Below are 21,266 nucleotides of genomic sequence, written 5' to 3' on the forward strand. Positions count from 1 at the left end.
GGTCCCACTGAAGGGGTGGGCGGGGCGACGGCCTCGGGGCCGGTCGTCCGCCGCTCCCGTACGCGACCACGACCGTCTCTGGGGGAACCATGCGTATCCGTACCGCCGTCGCCCTGTCGGCCGCTCCGGCCGCCGTCGCCGCCCTGCTGCTGGCCGCCGCGCCCGGTCAGGCGGCCCCCGCGCCCGCCGCCTGCGCCGCCTCGCAACTGACCGTCCGGGCGCGGGCGGTGCCCGCCGAGCCGTCCGTGGTCCGCCTCCAGGTCACCAACCGGGGGCGGGTCTGCGCGGTGGACCGGATTCCCACGGTGACCTTCGGGGACCTGGACGGCGCGGCGACCCCGGTGCCGCCGGGCGAGAGCGGCCCGTACCGGCTGGCCGCCGGGGGCACGGCCTACGCGGCGGTGCGTACCGTCGCCGACCCGGCGGACCCCGAGGCCCGCCGGGTCGCCACCCTGACCGTGGCGGCGGACCCGGCGCTGCCGGGCCGGACGTTCACCGCCTCGGAGCTGGGCGCGGGCGGCTCGGTCCGGGTGTGGGAGCCGGTGACGACCTGGTGGCAGGCGTCGGCCGCCGCGGCGGACCGGGCGATCGGGCTCAGCCGGTGACGATCTCGGGCCGGTAGAGGTCGAGCCAGACGGCCAGGTCGAGGGTCTTCTCCAGGCTGCGCCGCGCCGCCTGCGTGCTGACGGGGGTGTCGACGTGCGCGGCCCGGCGCACCCGCTCGCGGTCGACCAGGTCGAAGACCGGGTGGCTCGGCCGGGCGAGCAGATCCTTGACGTGGCCCTGGAGGGCGAGCGCGTACGCCGGGTCCTGGGTGGAGGGGTAGGGGCTCTTGACCCGGTCGTACACGGACTTGGGCAGCACGTCCGCGGTCGCCTCGCGGAGCAGGCTCTTCTCCCGTCCGTCGAACGACTTCAGGGACCAGGGCGTGTTGTAGACGTACTCCACGAGCCGGTGGTCGCAGAACGGCACGCGGACCTCCAGGCCGACCGCCATGCTCATCCGGTCCTTGCGGTCGAGCAGGACCCGGACGAAGCGGGTCAGGTGCAGATGGCAGATCCGCCGCATCCGGAACTCGAAGTCGCTCTCCCCGTCGAGGCGGCGGATACCGGAGACGGCGGTGCGGTAGCCGTCCGCGATGTACGCCGGGAGGTCCAGGACGCGGGTGAGGTCGGGGCGCAGCACGTCGCTGTCGTCGCCGAAGTCGCGGCTGAAGCGCACCAGCCACGGGAAGGTGTCGGCGCGGCGGGCCTCCTCGTCGAAGAACTGGAGGTAGCCGCCGAAGACCTCGTCGGCGGACTCGCCGGACAGGGCGACCGTGGAGTGGTCGCGGATGCTGCGGAACAGCAGGTACAGCGAGGCGTCCATGTCGCCGAAGCCCATGGGCAGGTCACGGGCGCTCAGGACGCGCGCCCGCACCTCGGGGTCGGCCAGCGACTGCGCGTCGAGCACGATGTCCTGGTGGTCGGTGTCGGCGGCGCGGGCCAGGTCGTGCACGAACGGGGTGTCCGGGGTGCCGCGCAGTTCGTCGGCGACGAAACGGTCCGTCTGGCCGACGAAGTCGACGGCGAAGCTGCGCACCTTCTCGCCCTGCTCGGCCAGTTGCCGGGCGGCCAGCGCGGTCATCGCCGAGGAGTCGAGGCCGCCGGAGAGCAGGGTGCAGCGGGGCACGTCGGCGACGAGCTGGCGGCGCACGATGTCGTCGAGGAGCGAGCGCACGGTGGCGATGGTGGTGTCGCGGTCGTCGGTGTGCGGGCGGGTGTCGAGCCGCCAGTAGACGCGGGTGTGCAGGCCCTCGCGGTCGACGGTGACGACGGTGCCGGGCTGGACCTCGCACATGCCGTCCCACACGGCGTGGCCGGGGGTCTTCACGAACGTGAACAGTTCACGCAGGCCGTCCAGGGTGACCCGGCGGCGGGCCAGCGGGTTGGCGAGGATCGCCTTGGGCTCGGAGCCGAAGAGGACTCCGTCGGGCGTTCGATAGCAGTAGAAGGGCTTGATGCCCATACGGTCGCGGATCATGACGAGCTTGTCGTGACGGCCGTCCCAGATCGCGAAGGCGTACATGCCGTTGAGCCGCTCGGCGACGGCGTCGCCCCATTCGAGATAGCCGCGCAGCACGACCTCGGTGTCGGAGTCGGTGGTGAAGCGGTGGCCGCGCGCGGCGAGGTCGGCGCGCAGTTCGGTGAAGTTGTAGGCCTCACCCGAGTAGACCATCGCCACGGTGCCGTCCGGGGTGGTGGCGCTCATCGGCTGGCGTCCGCCGGGCAGGTCGATGATCGCGAGCCGGCGGTGTCCGAGGGCGACGGGGCCCTGCACCCACGTGCCCCGGTCGTCGGGGCCGCGGCAGGCCATCGTCTCCGTCATCGCGTCCAGTGCCGCCGCCTCGGAACGCAGGTCGCGGTCGAAGGAGACCCAGCCGGTGATACCGCACATGTCCCTACCTCCAGGCGAAGCAGTTGTAGCAAGCACCTATATGACGAGCGTGTTTCACGCACCCCGGGCCGGTCAACGCGGCCGTCGTCCGGGCGGCCGGGCCACCCCCGCGCTTTCGGCCGGACTTTGCCTTCGCGAGGCCCGCCGGTACACGTGCCGCCAGGGGTGGTCCACCGGGAACCGGCCACCGGCAAAGACTTCTCCAACGGCGCCCTCGGCCGGCCGCCCGTATGCGATCCGGCGGACGGCCGGGCAAGCGGGAGCCCGGAGCGACGAGTTACCCCCGACCGGCACCTGATTACTCCAAATGCCCGATACGTGAATCGGCCCTATGGTGCTGTCATGGAGCACGATCTGAGTCCCGCGACCCTCGCCGAGCTGCGGCGCCCGCGCAGCTACCCCGCCGTGTCCGTGCTCACGCCGACACACCGCAGGGAGCCCGACAACGCCCAGGACCGGGTCCGGCTGCGCAATGCCGTGGCCGAGGCCAAGAAGCAGCTGGAGACCGATCCGGCGGTCACCCGGGAACGCCGCGCCGACGTCGAACGCCAGCTCGACGAGGCCCTGGCCGAGGTGGACCTGACCTACGCGGAGGACGGACTGCTGATCTTCGCCGCCCCCGGGGAGCACCAGGTGTGGTCGCTGGGCCGCAGCGTGCCGGAGCGGGTGGTGCTCTCGGACACCTTCCTCACCCGCAACCTGGTCTCCGCGAACGCCGCCGGGAGCCCCTTCTGGGTCCTGTCGGTCTCCGCCGACCGGATGACCCTGTGGAGCGGCGGCGGGGGCCGGGTCGCCGAGGCCCGCACCGGCGGCTTCCCGCTGACCCGGGACCTCACCGAGAACTTCGACGCCGAGCGCCAGGAGCGGACCGGCGACGCGCCGAGCACGTTCCGCGACGAGCGCACCCGCCGGTTCCTGCGGGAGGCGGACGCCGCGCTGGGCGCGGTGCTGCGCGCGCGTCCGCGCCCGCTCTACGTCACCGGTGAGCCGGGCGCGCTGGCGGTCCTCGACGAGTGCGGCGGCGTCGCCCGGCACGCGGTGCACGTCCCGCACGGGGGGCTGGCGCACGCCACGCCCGAGGCCGTGCGGCGCGCGCTGCAACCGGTGCTCCGGGCGCGGGCCCGCGAGGAGACCGACGCCGTCACCCGGGAGCTGGAGGCGGCCCGCGGGCGCAAGGAGTTCGCGGCCGGCGTCGACGAGCTGTGGCGCAGCGCCCGCGAGGGGCGGGTGCGGCTGCTGGTCGTCGAGGAGAACTACCGGGTGACCGTGCGCGACGACGCCGGGGACCATCTGATCCCGGCGGCGGGCGGCGACCTCGACGCCCGCGAGGACATCGTGGACGAGATCGTCGAGCAGTGCCTGGAGACCGGGGCCGAGGTGCGCTTCGTCCCGGACGGCACCCTCGGCGAGGAGCAGCGCATCGCCGCCGTGCTGCGCTACTGAACAGCGGCCCCGGGCCACCGGACCAGCGGCCCCCGGCTCCCCTCAGAACCCTCCTTGAAGGCGTCTACGCTACGGCGGAATCCGCCGACAAGCGCCGACAACGGCCGACAGGGAGGGAGCGCACATGGGCGAGCTGCTGGGGGTGGCCGTACTGGGTGCCGGACACATGGGCGCCGATCACATAAGGCGTCTCGACCGGGTGGTGAGCGGAGCCAGGGTCGCCGCCGTGGCCGACCCCGACACCGCGCGGGCCGAAGCGGCACTGGGCGGCATCGGGGGCGCCTCGGTGCACGCCGAGGCCGAGGCCGCGCTGGCAGCGCCCGGGGTGGACGCCGTACTGATCGCCTCACCCGGTCCGGCGCACGAGGAGGCGCTGCTCGCGGCCTTCGCGCGCGGTCTGCCGGTGCTGTGCGAGAAGCCGATGGTGCCGGACCCGGCCGGAGCCCTGCGGGTGGTGGAGGCGGAGGCGCGGCTCGGGCGGCGGCTGGCGCAGATCGGCTTCATGCGGCGCTACGACACCGGCTATCTGCGGCTCAAGGCCCTGCTGGACGGCGGGGAGTTGGGCCGCCCGCTGATGCTGCACTGCACGCACCGCAACGTCTCCTCGCCACCGCACTTCACCAGCGCCATGCTGATCAACAGCTCGGTGTCGCACGAGATCGACGCGGCCCGCTGGCTGCTCGGGCAGGAGCTGACCGCCGTGACCGTGCTGCGTCCGGCGTCCTCCGCCCGGTCACCCGAAGGGCTGGCGGACCCGCAGTTCGTGCTCTTCGAGACGGAGCGGGGCGCGCTGGTGGACGTCGAGGTCTTCGTCAACTGCGGATTCGGCTACCAGGTGCGCTGCGAGGCGGTGGGCGAGACGGGCTGCGCGCGGATCGGCGACGACCACGGGATGCTCGTCACGGCGCGGGGCCGGGCACACGAGGAGGTGCCGCAGGACTATCTCGTGCGCTTCGCCGACGCCTACGACCGCGAGGTGCAGTCCTGGGTCGACGCCACGCGCGGCGGACGGGTCACCGGTCCCGGCGCGTGGGACGGCTATGCCGCCTCCGTCGTCGCCGAGGCGGGCGTCCGCTCGCTGGAGAGCGGCGGCCGGGTGCCGGTCGCCCTCGCCCCGCGCCCGGGACTGTACGGGCCGGGCGGCCGCTGAGCGCGGGCACGCCGCGCGGGGGCGCCGCGCGCTGCGCGGGCACCGCGCTGTCCGGCGCGCCTCACACCGCGCCGAACAGCGCGGTCAGGCCCCGGTCGACGGCCGCGCCGACGTCCTCCTGGCCGGCCGCGACGACGGCGTAGCTGCGCAGCAGGAAGCGGTGGAGCGCCGGGGTGTCGAACTGGAGGAGGGCCATGCCCGACCTGGAGTGCAGTTCGACCGCCGTACGGGCGTCGCCGCAGGGCCAGAAGTGCACGTCGCCCGCTCCGGCCGGCTGGCCCAGCCCCTCTTCGAGCAGGGTGCGGGAGAAGGTCCAGGTCACCTCCTCCCCGTCCAGTGACGCCTCGGGCGGGAAGTCCACGTGCACGGCCAGGGGGTCCACGGAGGCGTAGCGGAGCGTGGCGGGGACGGGGAGTTCCTGCCCGTCCGCGGTGATCAGACGGGCGCGGGCGGACTGTTCGAGGGTGATGTCCATGGTCGGTCTCCCCTGCGGGTCGGAGGTCGGCCGTTCTGCCGTGTGTTCTTAGGAGCCCGTAGGTGCCGTTCGCATTACGCCTGACCGCCCCCCAATTCATGTGACCTGCGTCACTCCGGCCGTGCCGGACTCCCGCACGCCACCGGCGGGGGGTGTCGAGCTGTCGAACGCACACACGAACGGCGCCTCCGGCAGCTCGACGGTCCGTCAAAAGACGTAGACGGCATACGCTCCAGCCATCGGATGCAGTACGCGGACGACGGAGGCCGAGCCGCTCCGAAAAGACAGTGGCATATGCCAGAAGCACCACCGTATCGGGTGTCGCCGAATCCCTTACGGGCCGCCGTCCGCTGTGCCACAGTCGTAGCGGGTCCTTCTCTTCGCGGGCCCGTCGCTTCCCGCGCCTACCGTCTCGTCACGTCTCTTTCCGCTCTTCCCGCTCTTCCCGCTCTTCCCGCGCGATCCCCGCCCCCGCATCGGAGTGCGCCATGCCGTCCCCCCTGTCCGCGGACCGCTCCCCCGGCCCACCGCCGGGGGAGCGCCCGGACCGGCGAGGGACGGGAGGGCGCCCGGCGGTACCGCACGCCGGACGCACCCTCCGGCCGGGCGGCCAGGGGTCGGCGACCGCCGGTACCCGCGCCGCGGTGCGCCGCCGCGCGCGACGCACGGCAGCGCCTGCGGGCGGTCCCGGAGGAGTCCGGCGCGAGCGCGCGCGAGGACGGCACCGGTGTGCTCGCCGCCCGGACGACGTCCCGGCCGGCGTGACGGTGGTGGGATCGGTCCGGCACCCGCCCCTGCGGCGGACGCGGCCGGGCCCGTGCGCTACACCGGCGTGCCGCCCGCGCCCTTGCCCCGGGGCCGGGGCATGGCGAGACGGATCTCCTCGCGCAGCTCATGGATCCCCGGATATCCGGCGTACTGGGCGGTGAGCCGGTACATCTCGCGCAGCCGGTCCCAGGTGCGCCGCGAGGAGTTGGACCCCATCGACATCAGGGCCAGCCGCGCGTAGCGGTCCGCCTGCTCGGGGTCGTCCGCGATGAAGCAGGCCGAGGCCATGGACAGATGGTCGAAGATCTTCGACCGCTCACGGCCGTCGATCCGCAGCGCGAGCGCCTTCTCCGCGTAGTGCTGGGCGTGCACGGCCGCGCCCGGGTCGAACTCCGCCAGGGTGCGGTAGGCGAGCGCCTGCATCCCGTACAGGTCCTCCGCCTTGAAGGTCTGCATCCAGGGCAGCGGTTCGCCGTCGCCCCTGTCGGCGACGAACAGGTCCTCGGCCCGGCCGAGGGTGCGGCGCATGGCCTGTCCCTTGCCCATCGCGGCCTGCGCCCAGGCCTCGATGGTGTGGAACATCGCCTTGGTGCGCGGCTGAAGCCGGTCACCGGAACCGGACTGGGCGAGCTTCATCAGGTCCAGCGCCTCGTCGGGCCGGCCCAGGTGCACCTTCTGGCGGGCCGCGCGCGACAGCGCCTCGCCCGCGCGGGGCCGGTCGCCGCCCTCGCGCGCCGCGTGGGTGGCGATGACGAAGTACTTCTGGGCGGTGGGTTCCAGGCCGACGTCGTGCGACATCCAGCCGGCCAGGACGGCGAGATTGGCGGCGACGCCCCACAGGCGCCGCTGGAGATGGGCGGGGTGGCGGTAGGCGAGCATGCCGCCCACCTCGTTGAGCTGGCCCACCACCGCCTTGCGCTGGAGGCCGCCGCCGCGGGCGGCGTCCCAGGCGCGGAACACCTCCACGGAGCGTTCCAGTTCCTCGACCTCCTCCGCCCCGACCGGGGCGGCGTCGTAGCGGTCGAATCCGGCGGGGTCGGCGTTGAGGGGGTGGTCGAGTGGGGGGGCGTCGCCCGTCAGGGCCGGTTCGGTGTGCAGCCAGTCGTGCAGGGCACCGCTGAGTGCTGATCCCGCGGTGAGCGCGGCACCCGCGCCCACCAAGCCGCGTCGGTTGAGCATGAGGTCCATTCCCGTGAATTCGGTGAGGACCGCGGCGGTCTGCTCGGGCGCCCACGGCATGCCGTCGGGATGTTCCGCTTCCCCGTCGCCCTGCCGTCTCCCTGTGCGCCCGTGCCGTACCAGACCGAGATCCTCGATGGTCACGACACGGCCGAGACGCTCGGTGAACAGGGCCGCCAGCACCCGTGGCACGGGATCGCGCGGGATCTCTCCCATGTCGATCCAGCGCCGTACCCGGGAGGTGTCGGTCGCCAGCTGGGGGTGGCCCATGGCCGCCGCCTGCCGGTTGACCAGCCTCGCGAGCTCCCCCTTGGACCAGCCGGCCAGGCCGAACAGATCCGCGAGACGGGCGTTGGGTTGTCCTGTCACGTCAAGCCCCCAGGTACTCGGCTGAGTTGACAGTAGCCCCGGTGAGAGTTGCCGGGCGACTATTCGCCAGGGTTCGCCAGGGCACGCCACATGGTGTGCCACGGGGCGACCGGTGTCAGGTAGGAAAGCGCCACCCCGACCCGGTCGCCAGGGACATTCCCCAGGGTGCACCCGGGCGTCCGGGCCGGGCAGCGCACTTCGAGCAGCAGGCACACGAAGGGATCTGTCTCGCCCATGTACGCAGCATCGTCCTCCGTGTCCGCCCCGCCCCGGCCGCTGCGTCCCCGTCCGGGCGTCGGCGGCCCCCTCCTCGACCCCGCGCGTCCGGCGGCCCCCGTGCTCGGCGTGGGCCGGCCGCGGCGCGCCGCGGGGCTCGGCACACCACCCCTCAGCGGGAGGCTCGACCTGTCCGGCCCGCAGGGCGCCCTCCTGCGCACCGCCCTCGCCTCGGTGCAGCGGATCTGTCCGGAGTTCGCCCCGGTCCAGGTGCTGCGCCGCAGCGGCCGCTCGGTGCTCCTGGTCGGCACGACCGGGCGCGCCACGGCGGTCGCCAAGTGCTTACTGGACCCGTCCCGCGAGTGGGCCGAGCGGTACCGCCACGAAATAGCGGTCTACCGCTCGTTCGTCCGGCACCGGCCCCCGGTCCGTGTGCCCCGGCTGATCGCGGCGGACCCGGACAACTGCACCCTTGTCATCGAGCGCGCGCCGGGCCGGGTGGCCGCGCTCCAGCGGCACCCGTCGCAGACGCCGCCGCGGGCGGACATCCGCGCGGCCCTCGGCGCGCTGTGCCGGCTGAACACCTGGCGGCCGCCCTCGGGGACGTTCGACGCCCCGCTGGACTACGGCGCCGAGATCGCCCGCTTCCACGAGCTGGGCCTGCTCACCGACCGCGACATGGGCGACCTCCAGAAGCTGCTGCACGGCATCGCGCACGCGGCGGGCCGGCAGGGCATGGCCCAGTTCTGCCACGGCGACGCGCTGCTCGCCAACATCCTGCTCTCCCCGGCCGGACCGGTCCTGGTGGACTGGGAGCACGCGGGCTGGTACCTGCCGGGCTACGACCTGGCGACGCTGTGGTCGGTGCTCGGCCAGGCGCCCGAGGCCCGGCGGCACATCAGCCAGTTCGCCCAGGCGGCCGGACCGGCGGCGCGGGACGCCTTCCTGGTGAACCTGATGCTGGTGCTGACCCGGGAGATCCGCACCTACGAGACGGCCGTGCAGCGTTCGATGCACGACCCGGCCCCGGCGGCACCGGGCCTGCCCCACCCGGCCGCCGCCCCGGCCGGCGAGGAGCAGCGGCTGCTGCTGCGGCGGCTGCACGACGACTGCCAACTGGCGCGCCGGGCCGTGCGCGCCGCGGTCGGCACCCGCTGACAGCGCACGAGGGAGGTCCGCGGCACCCCGTCGGGACGGGCGTGCCGCAGACCTCTTTCGTGTGCACAGCGGCACAGGTGTACGCCGATCACAGGTGTACGCCACTGACGCGCCGCAGGCCCGCGCGGCGCCGCGGCGAAACTCGCCGGGCCCCGGCCTGACATGGGAAATCGCCTCCTCGCGCGCATGATTGACGGATCGTCGGCCAGCCGGTACCACTGACCCACGCCGGCCCCGCACGCCCCGTCACGCACGCCCGAGCGCCCCAGGAGGCAGCATTGCGAGGATCCGTCAGCGACTCCGACGTCACCAGGGGCCGCAGAGCCACGCCGGGGCGGGCCGCCGCGCGTACGGCGGGCGGTGCCCTCGCCTGCGCCGCGCTGCTGCTGCCGCTGCTGGGCGCCCCGTCCGCGGGTGCCGCGGACGACACCGGCCGGCTCCAGCGGGCGTTCTCCGCCGCGGCCGGGCGCTACCACGTGCCGCTCAGCGTCCTGCTGGGCGTCTCCTACCTCCAGTCCCGCTGGGACGGGCATGCCGGGGCGCCGAGCGTGAGCGGCGGCTACGGCCCGATGCACCTCACCGACGCCCGGACGGCGCTGGCCCGCGCCGGGGAGCACCACGGCGCGGGGGACGAGGACCCGCGCGGTGACGGTGCCCGCCCCGCCCTGCATCCGGCGGCGCCCGCCGCCGTACCGGCGGACTCCGCGCTGCCGGACCGGCTGAAGACCCTGACCCGGGCGGCCGTCCTGACCGGGACGCCCGCCGAGCGACTGCGCGCGGACGCGGCGGCGAACATCGCGGGCGGCGCCGCCCTGCTGGCCGACGCGCAGCGGCGGCTGGGCGAGCCGCTGAGCGCGGACCCCGCCGCCTGGTACGGGGCGGTGGCCCGGTTCTCCGGCGCGCAGGACAGCGGCACGGCGGCGGCCTACGCCGACGACGTGTACTCCGTGATCCGCTCCGGTGAGCGGCGTACGACGGACGCCGGGCAGCGCGTCGTGCTCACGGCCCGGCCGCGGCTGGCCCCCGACCGGGCCCTGTTGGCGCGGACCGGCCTCGCACCGGAGTCCTCGGCCGGGACGGAGTGCCCCGCCTCGGTGTCCTGCGAGTGGGTCCCGGCGCCGTACCAGGAGTTCGGCACCGACGACTACGGCAACCACGACCTGGGCGACCGGCCGAGGTCCGAGCGGATCCGGTACATCGTCATCCACGACACCGAGGGCCGCTGGGACGGCGTCCTCAATCTGGTCCAGGACCCGACCTATGTGTCGTGGAACTACACGCTGCGCTCCACCGACGGGCACATCGCCCAGCACGTGAACAACAAGGACGTGTCGTGGCACGCGGGCAACTGGTACGTCAACGCCACGTCGATCGGGCTGGAGCACGAGGGCTTCCTCGCCGACCCGGACGCCTGGTACACGGAGGCGATGTACCGCTCCTCGGCGCGGCTGGTGCGCTATCTCGCCGGGAAGTACGGCATCCCGCTGGACCGGCAGCACATCCTGGGGCACGACACGGTGCCGGGGACGACCGCCGGGACCATCCCGGGCATGCACACCGACCCCGGCCCGTACTGGGACTGGCGGCACTACTTCGAGCTGCTGGGCCGCCCCTTCGTGCCGACCGCGGGCAGCGGCGGCGGTCTGGTGACGATCCGCCCGGACTACGCGGCCAACGGGACGGAGTACACGGGCTGTGTCACCGCCGGGACACCGTGCGCGGCGCACGGCTCCAACGAGGTGCGGCTGTACACCCGGCCGGACGCGTCCGCCCCGCTGGTCAAGGACATCGGGCTGCGTCCGGGCGGCGGTGACTCCACGACCGATGTGAACGACGTGGCCTCGCGGGCGGAGACCGGCCAGCAGTACGCGGTGGCCGGGCGGCAGGGCGACTGGACGGCGATCTGGTACCTCGGCCAGAAGGCCTGGTTCCGCAACCCCGCGCGGCAGGCCACCGCGGTGAACGCGGCCGGGCTGGTGGTCACGCCGAAGCCGGGCGTGGCCGACGTGCCCGTGTACGGCAGGGCGTACCCGGAGAAGGAGGCGTATCCGGCCGGGGTGCCGGTGCAGGCCGTGACACCACTGCCGTACACGCTCCCGGCCGGCCAGGAGTACGTGGTCGGGGACGCGGTGCCCGGCGAGTACCTCTACTCGGTCACGTTCACCACCGACTCGCACCGGGTGGTGGTCGGCAAGGACCTGTACTACGAGATCCAGTTCGGCCACCGGGTGGCGTTCGTCCGGGCGGCGGACGTACAGGTGCGGCCCTCGGGCCGGTGACCGCGTGCGGGGCGGCCCCCTCCGGGAGGGGGCCGCCCCGCACAGGTGTGCCGGTCGGCTGCTCAGCCCTGCTGGAACAGCTCGGCGGGCAGCGGCTTGAGCAGCGCGTACAGGTCGTCCGTGATCGGACGGTCCCAGGCGGCGATGGTCACCAGGACGCCGTCGCTGCGGTCGAACTGGACGCAGGAGATCCGGCTCTCGGAGAGCTTGAGGCGGCGCACGATCAGCAGATTGTCGCCCTGGAGCACCGGCATGTCCTCGGTGCCGACGACGGTGATCTCCTCGTCGTTCTCCAGGGCCAGCAGCAGCTGGGCCACCTCGAAGGGCACCTCGCCCTCGGGGACCTCGCGGGCCGGGGAGCCCTCGGGGAGATTCCCGATGATCATCGCGGTGCCGCGGCCGCCGAAGAGGTCGTAGCGCAGGAACACACCCTGGCAGGTGCCGTCGGGCGCGGGCAGCAGCCCGGCGCCGAGATTGCCGGGCCAGTCGCCCGGGTCCATGGCCAGAACGTCGAAGTCGGGCCCGGCGGGCGTGGCGCTGCGGCGACGGAGGAACGACATGCCGCCATGGTACGTGCCCCGGCGTGCCGCGCGACGTGCGGGCGGCCTCCGTCCGGGGCGGACCTCCCCCGGAACCGGCCGGTCCGCCGTCGCGGCGCCGCCGGTGGTGACGGGGGGACGGAGGGGGCGGGGCAGGCGCGCGGCCGTGCGCGGTCGGGGTCCGCGAGGAAGGAGGCGGCGGCCTGGGCGAACGCCGCGGTGAGGTCGGCGGGTGCCTGGGCCCGGCGCAGGGCACCGGGCGAGGAACGGGCCCTCGTGCTCGGTCCGGTGGTCCGGTGGTCCGGTGGTCCGGTGCGGGACGGGCATGGTGGGGGTGCGCGCGGCGGCGTCGAGCCGTTCGACCGCTCCGGGCACGGGCAGCAGCCGGGTGGCGTCGGCAGAGAAGGGCAGGGAGGGGCGGGGCGCGGCAGGCCGGAGGTGCGAAGAGCGCCCGTACGGCGGCCGTCGGCGGTGTACGCCCCGGCGCCCGGGAGGACATCCGGACGGCCCCGCACCCGGGCGGCGAGCCCGGCGGCGTCGGCCGACTCGTCCGGGACACCGCCGACGCCGTCGTAACGGAGGGTCAGCACGAGATCGAGCAGGGGACGGGTGTCCCTGCCGGGCGGTTCCTGTGTGCGGGCGGTGGTGGAAGGGCCGGTGCCCGTCGAACCGTACGGATGCGCCCGGCGATCCGGCCGCCGCCGGGCCGCCGGACGGGGTGCACAGCGGTCCGCCGCGCCTCCGGGTCGGCGGCGCGGTGTCCCCCGCCGACCGGGCCGGGACCGGCCTCCGGCCCCGGCGTCCGCCGGTCCTCCGCCCGTGCGGCGGACCTCGTCACCCGGCCCCGCGCCTCATCGCGCCACCTCCCGGTGCACGCCCGCCCCGGCCGCCCGGCCGGGGGCGGGAAGTCACCGCACGGCCGTCACCGGACGGCGCCCCGCGTGACGCGTCCGCGCGCCGGGGCCCCGGCCCACGGCAGCGGAGGGCGGAAGGCGGAGCCCGGACGCCGTCGCCCGGCCGCCGCCCCGGCGGAGCGCGGCGGTGCGCGCTACTCCTCGGGCGGGGACGGCGGGATCACCGCGACGGGGCCGGGGGCGTGCAGCAGGACCGCCTGGGTGACGGAGCCCATCATGCGGGCAGGGGCCAGCAGGCGGCGGCGGTGGCGGCCGACCACGACGAGTTCGGCGTCGCGGGAGGCGCCGACCAGCCGGCCGGCCGCGTCACCGGGGAGGACCTGCACTTCGGCCGGTACGTCGGGGTGCCGGGTCCGGTGCGGGACGAGGAAGCCGTCGGCGAGGGTGCCGACCTCGCTCTCCACCTCGTCCTGGGCGATCACCGGCATGGGCACTTCCCCCGCCGCCGCTCCCCAGGTGCGCACCGGCCACGGATAGGCGGTGACCACCTGGACGCGGGCCCCGCGCAGGGCGGCCTCGGCGAAGGCGAAGGCCAGCACGGCGTCGTCGGGGCTGTCGACGTTCAGACCGGCCACCACCCGCGGCCCTGGGGCGACGGCCGGGGCCTCGTCGTCGTCGACCTCGCGTCCGGGCCGGGGCACCACGACGACCGGGCACTCCGCGTCGCGCGCGGCGGCCAGGCCGTTGGAGCCCAGCAGGAGGCTTCTGAAGCCGCCGCGGCCCCGGGAGCCGAGCACCAGCAACTGTGCGGTCGCGCCGAGTTCGGGCAGCAGGGCGCCGGGCAGCCCGTCGAGTCCGTCGTACCCGACGTCCGTCCCGGTGTCGCCCCGCGCCGCCACGTGGGCGCGGGCCGCGTCGAGCACCTCGTCCCCGGCGTCCGTGGGCGGCCCGGTGACCAGGACGTCGGGCTGGGTCCAGGGGGCGTACTGGCGGACGTGGACGACGCGCAGCGGCGCCCGGCGGCGCCGGGCCGCGTCCAGCGCCCAGTCGAGGGCGCGCAGGCTGTCGTCGGAGCCGTCGACCGCTGCGACGACCGGCGGAGTGCTCATGGGTACCTCATCTCCGGAGGGCGGCCTTCCCTGCCGCGCCAGCCTGGCAAAGGCGTCGGCGCGGACGGGGCTTTGAAGGTCGCGTGTCCGGAAAACCGGCGGGAACACCCCCGGTTCGGCCTCCGGCGCCCCCGCTCAGGTGAGGTCGAACTCCCCTTCCCGTGCTCCCGAGACGAACGCGCCCCACTCCGCGGGGGTGAAGATCAGCGAGGGGCTCTCGGGGCGACGGCTGTTGCGCATCGCGATGAACCCCTCGACGAACGCGATCTGGACATCCCCCAGGCCACGACTGCTGGACTGCCACTCGGCGCTGGTGAGGTCCAGCTCGGGCTTGTCCCATCCCGCGAGCGGGTGCTGCTGGACAGTGCTCTCGGCCACGTCCGTGCTCCTCCCGATTCCGTCGTCCGCGGCTCAGCCTAGCGATCGGGTGGCATCGCCGACAGGCCATCCGCGCGGGGCGTCCGGCCGGTCGGGAGGGGCGGGAGGGTCAGGCGGGGAGGTCGGTCAGGAAGGGGGTCACCACGGCCAGGAACTCCTCGGGCCGCTTCTCGTGCACCAGGTGCCCCGCGTCCACGGTGACGACGCGGGCGCCGGGGATCAGCGCGGCCAGGCCGGTGATCTGGTCCTGGGGGACGGAACTGGACGGCCCGCCCGCGACCAGCAGCGCGGGCGCGGTGATCCGGCCCATGCCCGCGGCCCAGGCGGGGTCGGGCGCGTTGCGCTGCCGGTCGGTGGCCAGGATCATCTCCCAGTCGTACGGCAGTTCGCCGCGCGGCCGGGTGGCGAGCGGCCGGGGCGGGTCCAGCGGGACGGGCGCGGGCACGTCCTCCAGGACGAGCCGCCGTACGCGCGCGGGCGCGTGCTGGGCGATCAGGCAGGCGACGGCGCCGCCGAGCGAGTGGCCCACGATGTCGGCCCGTTCGATGCCCAGCGCGTCGAGGAGGCCGAGCACGTCGTCGCGCAGCGCCTCGTGGGCGTAGGCGCCGGGCCGGGCTCCGAGGCGGCTGCTGGCGCCGTGGCCGCGCAGGTCCGGGGCGTAGACGCGGCGCGGGCGCGGTCCGCCCGCCAGGCGGCGCGCGACCGGGGCCCAGTCGGTGCCGTCGGCGCCCCGGCAGTGCAGCAGGACGACGGGCGGCGCGTCCGCCGGGCCCCAGGCGCGGTAGGCGAGCGTGACGCCGTCGACGTCGGCGGTGTGCGGTCCGGTGTCCATGCGGGGAAGGTAGCCGGGACGGACGGCGGCGGCGCCGTCATTCTGCCGACGGCGAAGCGGCGGCCCGCTCTCCGGCGAGGAAGGCGGCGACTCGCCGTACGAACCACCGCGGGTCGTCCAGCCACGGGTAGTGCCCGGCGCCCGGCTGGAGGGCGAACTCGGCGTGCGCGAACGCGGCGGCGGCGCGGCGGGCCAGGTCCGGGCGGGGGCCGCCGTCGAGCTCCCCGGTGAGGACGAGGACGGGCGCGGTCAGCGCGGCGAGGGCCGCGCGGGTGGCGGCCGGGTCGAACGCGGCGTCGGCGAAGTAGCGGTCGGCGGCCTCCTCGTTGGTCTGCGCTTCCTCGGCGTCGGCGTGCGCGCGGATCTCCTCGTCCCAGCGGCCGTGGAAGAAGGGGGTGAACACGTCGTCGTACGGTCCTTCGCCCGTGAGCCAGGCCGCCAGCGCGGGGTACGCCCGCTCGAACCACGGTTCGCCGCTCCGCAGCCGGGCGGCGGCGAGCCGGTCGGCGGGGGCCGGGCTCAGTCCGAGCGGGCGCAGGGCGGCGCTGATCAGGGCGAGGCGGCCGACGCGCCGGGGCCGCCGGGCGGCGTAGAGCGCGGCGAGGCTGCCGCCGGCCGAGTGCGCGAGCAGGTCCAGCCGCTCCAGGCCCAGATGGACGCGGAGTGCCTCGATGTCGTCGGTCTGCCGGTCGCAGCGGTACGTCGCCGGGTCGGCCGGGGCCGACGAGGCGCCGGTGCCGCGCAGGTCGAGCAGGACCAACCGGCGGTGTGCGGTGAGCCCGCCCAGGTCCCCGAGGTAGGCGGAGGCCCGCATCGGCCCGCCGGGCAGCACCACCAGCGGGTCGCCCTGACCGCGCAGCCGGTAGGCGAGGCGGGTTCCGTCGGGCGCGGTGAAGGTCGGCATGGGCCGATCCTGGCCGGTGGGAAGGGCGGGCCGCCAGGGATTTTCCCCGCCGGGCTCTTGCCTGCGGCGCCCCGGCCTGGATTACTGATCTCCAACATCTCGACCGAATGATCGGTCGTTCAGTTGACCCGATTGTCATGCTTTTCGTAGTAGGTGAGGGAGAGTCCCGATGGCGGATGCGGCAGGTCTGCTGGACGCGGGGGAACGGCTCGGCGTGGCGGAACTGCGCGCGCTCCAGCTGGAGCGGCTGCGCGCCTCGCTGCGGCACGCGTACGAGAACGTCCCCTTCCACCGGGAGTCCTTCGCCGCGGCCGGGGTGCACCCCGACGACTGCCGTTCGCTCGCCGACCTGGCCCGTTTCCCCCTCACGGCCAAGGAGGACCTGCGCGCGCACTACCCGTACGGAATGTTCGCCGTGCCCCGGGAGCGGGTGCGCCGCCTGCACGCCTCCAGCGGCACCACCGGACACCCGACCGTGGTGGGCTACACGGACAGCGATCTGTCGATGTGGGCGGACATGATCGCCCGTTCGCTGCGGGCGGCGGGCGCCCGGCCCGGCGACGTCGTCCATGTGGCGTACGGCTACGGGCTGTTCACCGGCGGCCTGGGCGCGCACTACGGCGCCGAACGGCTCGGCTGCACGGTCGTGCCCGCCTCGGGCGGCATGACGGCCCGGCAGGTGCAGCTGATCCAGGACCTGGAGCCCCGGATCATCATGGTCACCCCGTCGTACATGCTCACGCTGCTCGACGAGTTCGAGCGGCAGGGCGTCGATCCGCGCGGCACCTCGCTGCGCGTGGGGGTGTTCGGGGCGGAGCCGTGGAGCGAGGAGATGCGGCGGGAGATCGAGGAGCGGCTCGGGATCGACGCGGTCGACATCTACGGCCTCTCGGAGGTGATCGGGCCGGGGGTGGCGCAGGAGTGCGTGGAGACCAAGGACGGCCTGCACATCTGGGAGGACCACTTCTACCCGGAGATCGTCGACCCGCTCACCGGCGAGGTGCTGCCCGAGGGCGAGGCGGGCGAGCTGGTGTTCACCTCGCTCACCAAGGAGGCGATGCCGGTGATCCGCTACCGCACCCGGGATCTGACCCGGCTGCTGCCGGGCACCGCGCGGGCCTTCCGGCGGATGGAGCGCATCACCGGCCGCAGCGACGACCTGGTGATCCTGCGCGGGGTGAACGTGTTCCCGACGCAGATCGAGGAGATCGTGCTGCGCACCCCGGGCGTGGCGCCGCACTTCCAGCTCCGGCTCACCCGCGAGGACCGGCTGGACGCCCTCACGGTCCGTGCCGAGGCGCGGCCCGGTGCCGGGCCCGAGGCGCGGGAGGCCGCGGCCCGCTCGATCGCGGCGGCCGTCAAGGACGGGGTCGGGGTGTCGGTCGGGGTGGAGATCGTGGAACCGGAGTCCCTGGAGCGGTCGGTGGGCAAGATCAGGCGGATCGTGGACCTGCGTCCGTGACCCGGACGCGGGTGTGCACATGTCCCGCGTGCGGGTACGCCGGTGGCGCGGCGGGCAGCGTCCCGGTCAGTTCGTAGCCGCACTTGGCCGCGACCCGGCAGGACGCCGCGTTGTCCTCCTGGTGCCGCAGGACGAGCCGGGCCGGTCCCCGGGCGCCGAACGCCGTGAAGGCCCAGCCGGTGAGCGCGTCGAGCGCCCGGGGCGCCACACCCCGGCCGCGCGCGTGGGCGGCGGTCCAGTAGCCGACCTCGGCGGACGGGGAGCCGGGGGCGAGGTCCTTGAGGACCACGTGCCCCGCCAGGCGCTCCGCCGCCCCGGAGCGTTCCACGACGGCGAAGGCGAACCGGTCGCCGCCCTCCCGCCACCGCTGCCCGTCGATCCAGCGCAGCGCGGCCGCCGCGTCCGGGATGGAGTGGCTGAGGAAGCGGCGCAGGAGCGGGTCGCGGTACAGCACGGCGAGTTCGGCGGCGTCCGCCGCGCGCCAGGGGCGCAGCAGGAGCGCGGGCGCCGTGGCGGTCGCCGGTGCCTCCAGGCGGCCGGTGGACTCGTGGGCGGGCGGGCGCGTCGGCATACGGCTCATCGTGCCCTACAGCGGCGCGTCGTCGCGGAGCCGGTCGCGCAGTTCGCGTTTGAGGATCTTCCCGCTGGCGTTGCGCGGCAGGGCGTCCACGAGGACCACCCGCTTCGGCGCCTTGAACGGCGAGAGGCGTGCGCGGGCGTGGGCGATCAGCTCGGCCTCGGTGACCTCGCCGCGCGCGACGACGACGGCGGTGACGGCCTCGATCCACTGCTCGTCGGGGAGGCCGACGACGGCGGCCTCGGCGACGGCGGGGTGGGTGTGCAGCGCGTCCTCGACCTGGCGGGAGGCCACCAGCACTCCCCCGGAGTTGATGACGTCCTTCACCCGGTCGACGACCGTGTGGAAGCCGTCGGCGTCGCGCACCGCCAGGTCGCCGGAGCGGAACCAGCCGTCCCGGAACGCCTCGGCGCTCTCCTCGGGCCGGTCCCAGTAGCCCTCGCACAACTGCGGTGAGCGGTAGAGGATCTCACCGGGGGTGCCGTCCGGCACGTCCTGTCCGTGCTCGTCGGCGAGACGGGCCTCCACGAAGAGCACCGGCCGGCCGCAGGAGTCCAGCCGCCCCTCGTGCTCGCCGGGGCCGAGCACCATGGCCAGCGGGCCGATCTCGCTCTGGCCGAAGCAGTTGTAGAAGGCGAGGTGCGGCAGACGCGCGCGCAGCCGTTCCAGGACGGGCACCGGCATGACGGAGGCGCCGTAATAGACCTTGCGCAGACCGGTGAGGTCCCGGTGGGCGAAGTCGGGCCGGCCCGCCAGGGCGATCCAGACCGTGGGCGGGGCGAACAGGCTGTCGACGCGGCCGGCCTCCACCAGATCGAGGACGCGGTCGCCGTCGGGCGCGTCCAGGACGGTGTTGGTCGCGCCCACGGCGAGGTAGGGCAGCAGGAACACGTGCATCTGCGCCGAGTGGTAGAGCGGCAGCGCGTGCGCGGGCCGGTCGTCCGCCGACAGGTCGAGGGCGGTGATCGCGCTCAGATAGGCGTGGACGAGGGCCCGGTGGGTCATCATCGCGCCCTTGGGCAGGGCGGTGGTGCCCGAGGTGTAGAGCAGTTGGACCAGGTCCTCGGCGTGCGGCACGGGGCCGTCGTAGGGCGGTGCGGACGGGAGCGCGGCGAGCAGCGAGCCGTCGGTGTCGCGCAGCGCCCAGGACGGTGTGCCGCCGGGCAGCCGGTGGGCGAGGTCCGGGTCGGTCAGGACCAGCGCGCTGCCCGACTGCCGGACGGGGTGGGCCAGATCGTCGCCGGTGAGGTTCTGGTTGACGGGCACATGGACCAGGCCCGCGCGGGCGCAGGCGAGGAAGGCGATCAGATACGCGTCGGAGTTGTGCCCGTAGGCGGCGACCCGGTCGCCGGGGACGAGGCCGCGGGCGCGCAGCAGGGAGGCCGCGCGGGAGACGGCGTCGTCGAGTGCGGCGTACGACCAGGAGCGGTCGCCGTACTCGACGGCGGTCCGCGCGGGCGTGCGCCGGGCGCTGCGCAGCAGGACCCCGTCGACCGTGCTGCGGTGTCCAGGCGTCATGGCACATGATCCTGGGTCCGCCGCCGGAGGAGGTCAAGCATCGCGCGCTCCCCGCTCCACCGGGGCGGTCGGCGCGGCCACCCGCCGGGTCGGCGCGCCCGCCCGCTTCGTCCGACCCCGACGCCGGGAGGCACGATGCGTACCACCCGCTTCAGAAGACTCCTCGTCGCGGCCGTCGCCCTGCTCACCGGATCCGCGGCGCGCGGGCCGAGCCGCGCGGCCAAGGACTTCTCCACCGCGGCTTCGCCATCGGGTACAACGCCTGGCTGCGGCAGCAGCACCGCGTCACCGACCCGGCCTGCCGGGGCGCCGCCTGGGTGCGCCCGGTGAGCGAACTCGACGTGGCGGCACGGCTGTTGGCCTTCGCGGTGCTCGCCGGGGCGGCCCGCGCGTCGTTCTCGCCCGGGGACGCGGACATGGGCTCCAACCCGGTCGCCTTCAGCGGCGCGAGAACCGCCGGTGGGCGCGGGCTGCTGCTGGGCAACCCGCACTACCCGTGGCAGAGCCGCACGGACATGGCTTGCCCGGCTCCTGATCCAGGGCGTCCCAGGACATCTGGGCCGCCACCGCGCGCCGGATCACCTCTTCCTCGACGACGGCGGGGCTGGCCGCCGTGTCTTCCCCCTGCTGAGTCGTCGTGTGCCCGACGCCCCGGCGTCGTCGGCGATCGCCGGACGACTTGGGGGTTGTCGTCACCAGCTGGTGTTGTCGTCCGCGAGGTGCCAGAGGCGGTCGGCGCTTGGGTAGGAGGTGTCCAGGTAGAGGGTGTTCCAGCTGCCGTCGTTGTAGCGGTTGAGGGTCATGGCGAGGTCGGTGTCGACCTTGGGCTGCCAGATCCACCAGCGGGAGTTGTTGTCGCCCTCGGGACGCAGGACCCAGCGCTGGAGGTCGGACCCGTCACAGGTCCGTACGACGATCGTGGTGCCGCGGGCGGGCTTCGCGTCGGCCGGCTGGAGGCACTTGTCGGCGGCCTTGTTCTTGAAGGTCAGCGTGTAGCGGCTGCCCTCCCACCTGCCGTCTGCTTCGTCCCAGGCCTCGGTCTTGTGCTTCCACCCCGGGTCGCGGAGGGAGACTGCGGTGGCGCCGTCCGCCGTGGAGTCGCCGTACAGCGCGAGGCGGCTCCCGTCCGTCCGGTTGATCAGATCCTGGCCTGTGCGGTTGGCCGCCGAGGCGCTTCCCGCGCCGAAGGTGGCGAGGAGGGTGGCCGCGGCTGCGGCCGCGGTGAGGGTCCGGAGGGGGCGGAACATGAGCGTCGTTCTCCTCAAAAGGCGGTATTTCGGCAATCACGTTTCACGGCGTCGGCTTGGAGACGGCCCGGAACGAACCGTGGTCGTACCGGCCAGCGCCACTTGCTCAGCATGGAGCCCGCGACCGGGCACCGTGTGCGGCCGAGGAGGCGACGGAACAGACGCTCAGCCGCTCTCCCTCCGCTCCGCGACACAGGTCCGGCACGGAGGGAATCGTTTCGGCAGACAGACCCCGGCCACCCGCACCGGAGGAGGAGAAACACGGCCGGATTCGCACAGGCGGGTGACCCGTCCGGCAGCTCGGGTCACCCCTGAGGGCGAACGGGGATGGAGCCGGGGCGTCGGCGGCCGACCACGCCGGGTCGCCCGTTCG

The 21,266-nt window shown here is 74.7% G+C and carries 17 protein-coding genes and 1 pseudogene; 7 read left to right on the forward strand and 11 right to left on the reverse strand.

Annotated features, from left to right (window positions below; all coding sequences use genetic code 11):
• The first annotated feature begins 89 nt into the window (after nucleotides 1–89).
• Nucleotides 90–605 carry a DUF4232 domain-containing protein gene (locus tag ACWDYF_RS32330; protein WP_389472538.1) on the forward strand — a complete coding sequence of 172 codons (516 nt, stop codon included), beginning with the start codon at nucleotides 90–92 and terminating at the stop codon, nucleotides 603–605.
• Here ACWDYF_RS32330 and asnB read toward each other — a convergent pair.
• Nucleotides 595–2,436 (reverse strand): asparagine synthase (glutamine-hydrolyzing), encoded by a 1,842-nt coding sequence (gene asnB / locus ACWDYF_RS32335; RefSeq protein ID WP_389472540.1) that lies wholly within the window; start codon nucleotides 2,434–2,436, stop codon nucleotides 595–597. The two genes, ACWDYF_RS32330 and asnB, sit on opposite strands and share 11 nt — an antisense overlap.
• Nucleotides 2,437–2,778: 342 nt before the next feature.
• On the opposite strand from asnB, the gene ACWDYF_RS32340 reads away from it, so the two are divergent.
• Together ACWDYF_RS32340 and ACWDYF_RS32345 are read left to right on the forward strand one after the other, a co-directional pair.
• Nucleotides 2,779–3,879, forward strand: coding sequence for a baeRF3 domain-containing protein (locus ACWDYF_RS32340; protein WP_381738193.1), 1,101 nt, complete (start codon nucleotides 2,779–2,781; stop codon nucleotides 3,877–3,879).
• 124 nt (nucleotides 3,880–4,003) lie between these two features.
• Complete coding sequence (locus ACWDYF_RS32345) at nucleotides 4,004–5,029, forward strand: Gfo/Idh/MocA family protein (protein ID WP_389472543.1); 1,026 nt, start codon at nucleotides 4,004–4,006, stop codon at nucleotides 5,027–5,029.
• Between the two features lie 61 nt (nucleotides 5,030–5,090).
• Here the strand turns inward: ACWDYF_RS32345 and ACWDYF_RS32350 are convergent, their stop codons facing one another.
• On the reverse strand, nucleotides 5,091–5,504 hold the full coding sequence (locus ACWDYF_RS32350; RefSeq protein WP_018569431.1) for an SsgA family sporulation/cell division regulator: 414 nt from the start codon (nucleotides 5,502–5,504) through the stop codon (nucleotides 5,091–5,093).
• A gap of 822 nt (nucleotides 5,505–6,326) precedes the next feature.
• On the reverse strand, nucleotides 6,327–7,820 hold the full coding sequence (locus tag ACWDYF_RS32355) for a DNA-binding protein NsdB (protein ID WP_381738189.1): 1,494 nt from the start codon (nucleotides 7,818–7,820) through the stop codon (nucleotides 6,327–6,329).
• A gap of 234 nt (nucleotides 7,821–8,054) precedes the next feature.
• On the opposite strand from ACWDYF_RS32355, the gene ACWDYF_RS32360 reads away from it, so the two are divergent.
• Nucleotides 8,055–9,194: an aminoglycoside phosphotransferase family protein gene (locus tag ACWDYF_RS32360; RefSeq protein WP_389472546.1), complete on the forward strand. Its 1,140-nt coding sequence runs from the start codon at nucleotides 8,055–8,057 to the stop codon at nucleotides 9,192–9,194.
• A gap of 278 nt (nucleotides 9,195–9,472) precedes the next feature.
• Nucleotides 9,473–11,473 (forward strand): N-acetylmuramoyl-L-alanine amidase, encoded by a 2,001-nt coding sequence (locus tag ACWDYF_RS32365; RefSeq protein ID WP_389472549.1) that lies wholly within the window; start codon nucleotides 9,473–9,475, stop codon nucleotides 11,471–11,473.
• 62 nt (nucleotides 11,474–11,535) lie between these two features.
• On the opposite strand, the gene ACWDYF_RS32370 is transcribed toward ACWDYF_RS32365, so the two are convergent.
• The 5 genes from ACWDYF_RS32370 to ACWDYF_RS32390 form a co-directional block, all read right to left on the reverse strand.
• Complete coding sequence (locus ACWDYF_RS32370) at nucleotides 11,536–12,033, reverse strand: hypothetical protein (RefSeq protein ID WP_018569435.1); 498 nt, start codon at nucleotides 12,031–12,033, stop codon at nucleotides 11,536–11,538.
• A 1,027-nt stretch (nucleotides 12,034–13,060) separates the two neighbouring features.
• Complete coding sequence (locus ACWDYF_RS32375) at nucleotides 13,061–13,975, reverse strand: universal stress protein (RefSeq protein WP_389472552.1); 915 nt, start codon at nucleotides 13,973–13,975, stop codon at nucleotides 13,061–13,063.
• Nucleotides 13,976–14,110: 135 nt separating this feature from the next.
• A complete protein-coding gene (locus tag ACWDYF_RS32380) occupies nucleotides 14,111–14,353 on the reverse strand; it encodes a DUF397 domain-containing protein (protein ID WP_018569437.1) in 243 nt (80 codons plus the stop codon).
• A gap of 109 nt (nucleotides 14,354–14,462) precedes the next feature.
• Nucleotides 14,463–15,185 carry an alpha/beta fold hydrolase gene (locus tag ACWDYF_RS32385; RefSeq protein ID WP_389472557.1) on the reverse strand — a complete coding sequence of 241 codons (723 nt, stop codon included), beginning with the start codon at nucleotides 15,183–15,185 and terminating at the stop codon, nucleotides 14,463–14,465.
• A gap of 37 nt (nucleotides 15,186–15,222) precedes the next feature.
• On the reverse strand, nucleotides 15,223–16,089 hold the full coding sequence (locus ACWDYF_RS32390; protein ID WP_389472560.1) for an alpha/beta fold hydrolase: 867 nt from the start codon (nucleotides 16,087–16,089) through the stop codon (nucleotides 15,223–15,225).
• A gap of 169 nt (nucleotides 16,090–16,258) precedes the next feature.
• Here ACWDYF_RS32390 and paaK point away from each other — a divergent pair, with 169 nt between their 5' ends.
• Nucleotides 16,259–17,551 (forward strand): phenylacetate--CoA ligase PaaK, encoded by a 1,293-nt coding sequence (paaK, locus tag ACWDYF_RS32395; RefSeq protein WP_389472563.1) that lies wholly within the window; start codon nucleotides 16,259–16,261, stop codon nucleotides 17,549–17,551.
• Here paaK and ACWDYF_RS32400 read toward each other — a convergent pair.
• Nucleotides 17,523–18,122 (reverse strand): GNAT family N-acetyltransferase, encoded by a 600-nt coding sequence (locus ACWDYF_RS32400; protein ID WP_389472566.1) that lies wholly within the window; start codon nucleotides 18,120–18,122, stop codon nucleotides 17,523–17,525. The genes paaK and ACWDYF_RS32400 overlap by 29 nt on opposite strands.
• A gap of 15 nt (nucleotides 18,123–18,137) precedes the next feature.
• Nucleotides 18,138–19,646, reverse strand: coding sequence for a fatty acyl-CoA synthetase (locus ACWDYF_RS32405; protein WP_389472569.1), 1,509 nt, complete (start codon nucleotides 19,644–19,646; stop codon nucleotides 18,138–18,140).
• A 180-nt stretch (nucleotides 19,647–19,826) separates the two neighbouring features.
• Between ACWDYF_RS32405 and ACWDYF_RS32410 the strand changes: the two are divergent.
• A pseudogene (locus ACWDYF_RS32410) lies at nucleotides 19,827–20,149 on the forward strand (penicillin acylase family protein); the annotation flags it as partial.
• Between the two features lie 189 nt (nucleotides 20,150–20,338).
• Here ACWDYF_RS32410 and ACWDYF_RS32415 read toward each other — a convergent pair.
• A complete protein-coding gene (locus ACWDYF_RS32415; RefSeq protein ID WP_381738161.1) occupies nucleotides 20,339–20,893 on the reverse strand; it encodes an RICIN domain-containing protein in 555 nt (184 codons plus the stop codon).
• Nucleotides 20,894–21,266 lie beyond the last annotated feature (373 nt).

Source organism: Streptomyces sp. NPDC003284, from assembly GCF_053589675.1.

Coding starts and splice junctions, on each gene's coding strand:
- ACWDYF_RS32330 (WP_389472538.1), top strand. CDS start 90: ATGCGTATCCGTACCGCCGTCGCCCTGTCGGCCGCTCCGGCCGCCGTC.
- asnB (WP_389472540.1), bottom strand. CDS start 2,436: ATGTGCGGTATCACCGGCTGGGTCTCCTTCGACCGCGACCTGCGTTCC.
- ACWDYF_RS32340 (WP_381738193.1), top strand. CDS start 2,779: ATGGAGCACGATCTGAGTCCCGCGACCCTCGCCGAGCTGCGGCGCCCG.
- ACWDYF_RS32345 (WP_389472543.1), top strand. CDS start 4,004: ATGGGCGAGCTGCTGGGGGTGGCCGTACTGGGTGCCGGACACATGGGC.
- ACWDYF_RS32350 (WP_018569431.1), bottom strand. CDS start 5,504: ATGGACATCACCCTCGAACAGTCCGCCCGCGCCCGTCTGATCACCGCG.
- ACWDYF_RS32360 (WP_389472546.1), top strand. CDS start 8,055: ATGTACGCAGCATCGTCCTCCGTGTCCGCCCCGCCCCGGCCGCTGCGT.
- ACWDYF_RS32370 (WP_018569435.1), bottom strand. CDS start 12,033: ATGTCGTTCCTCCGTCGCCGCAGCGCCACGCCCGCCGGGCCCGACTTC.
- ACWDYF_RS32375 (WP_389472552.1), bottom strand. CDS start 13,975: ATGAGCACTCCGCCGGTCGTCGCAGCGGTCGACGGCTCCGACGACAGC.
- ACWDYF_RS32385 (WP_389472557.1), bottom strand. CDS start 15,185: ATGGACACCGGACCGCACACCGCCGACGTCGACGGCGTCACGCTCGCC.
- ACWDYF_RS32390 (WP_389472560.1), bottom strand. CDS start 16,089: ATGCCGACCTTCACCGCGCCCGACGGAACCCGCCTCGCCTACCGGCTG.
- paaK (WP_389472563.1), top strand. CDS start 16,259: ATGGCGGATGCGGCAGGTCTGCTGGACGCGGGGGAACGGCTCGGCGTG.
- ACWDYF_RS32400 (WP_389472566.1), bottom strand. CDS start 18,122: ATGCCGACGCGCCCGCCCGCCCACGAGTCCACCGGCCGCCTGGAGGCA.
- ACWDYF_RS32405 (WP_389472569.1), bottom strand. CDS start 19,646: ATGACGCCTGGACACCGCAGCACGGTCGACGGGGTCCTGCTGCGCAGC.
- ACWDYF_RS32415 (WP_381738161.1), bottom strand. CDS start 20,893: ATGTTCCGCCCCCTCCGGACCCTCACCGCGGCCGCAGCCGCGGCCACC.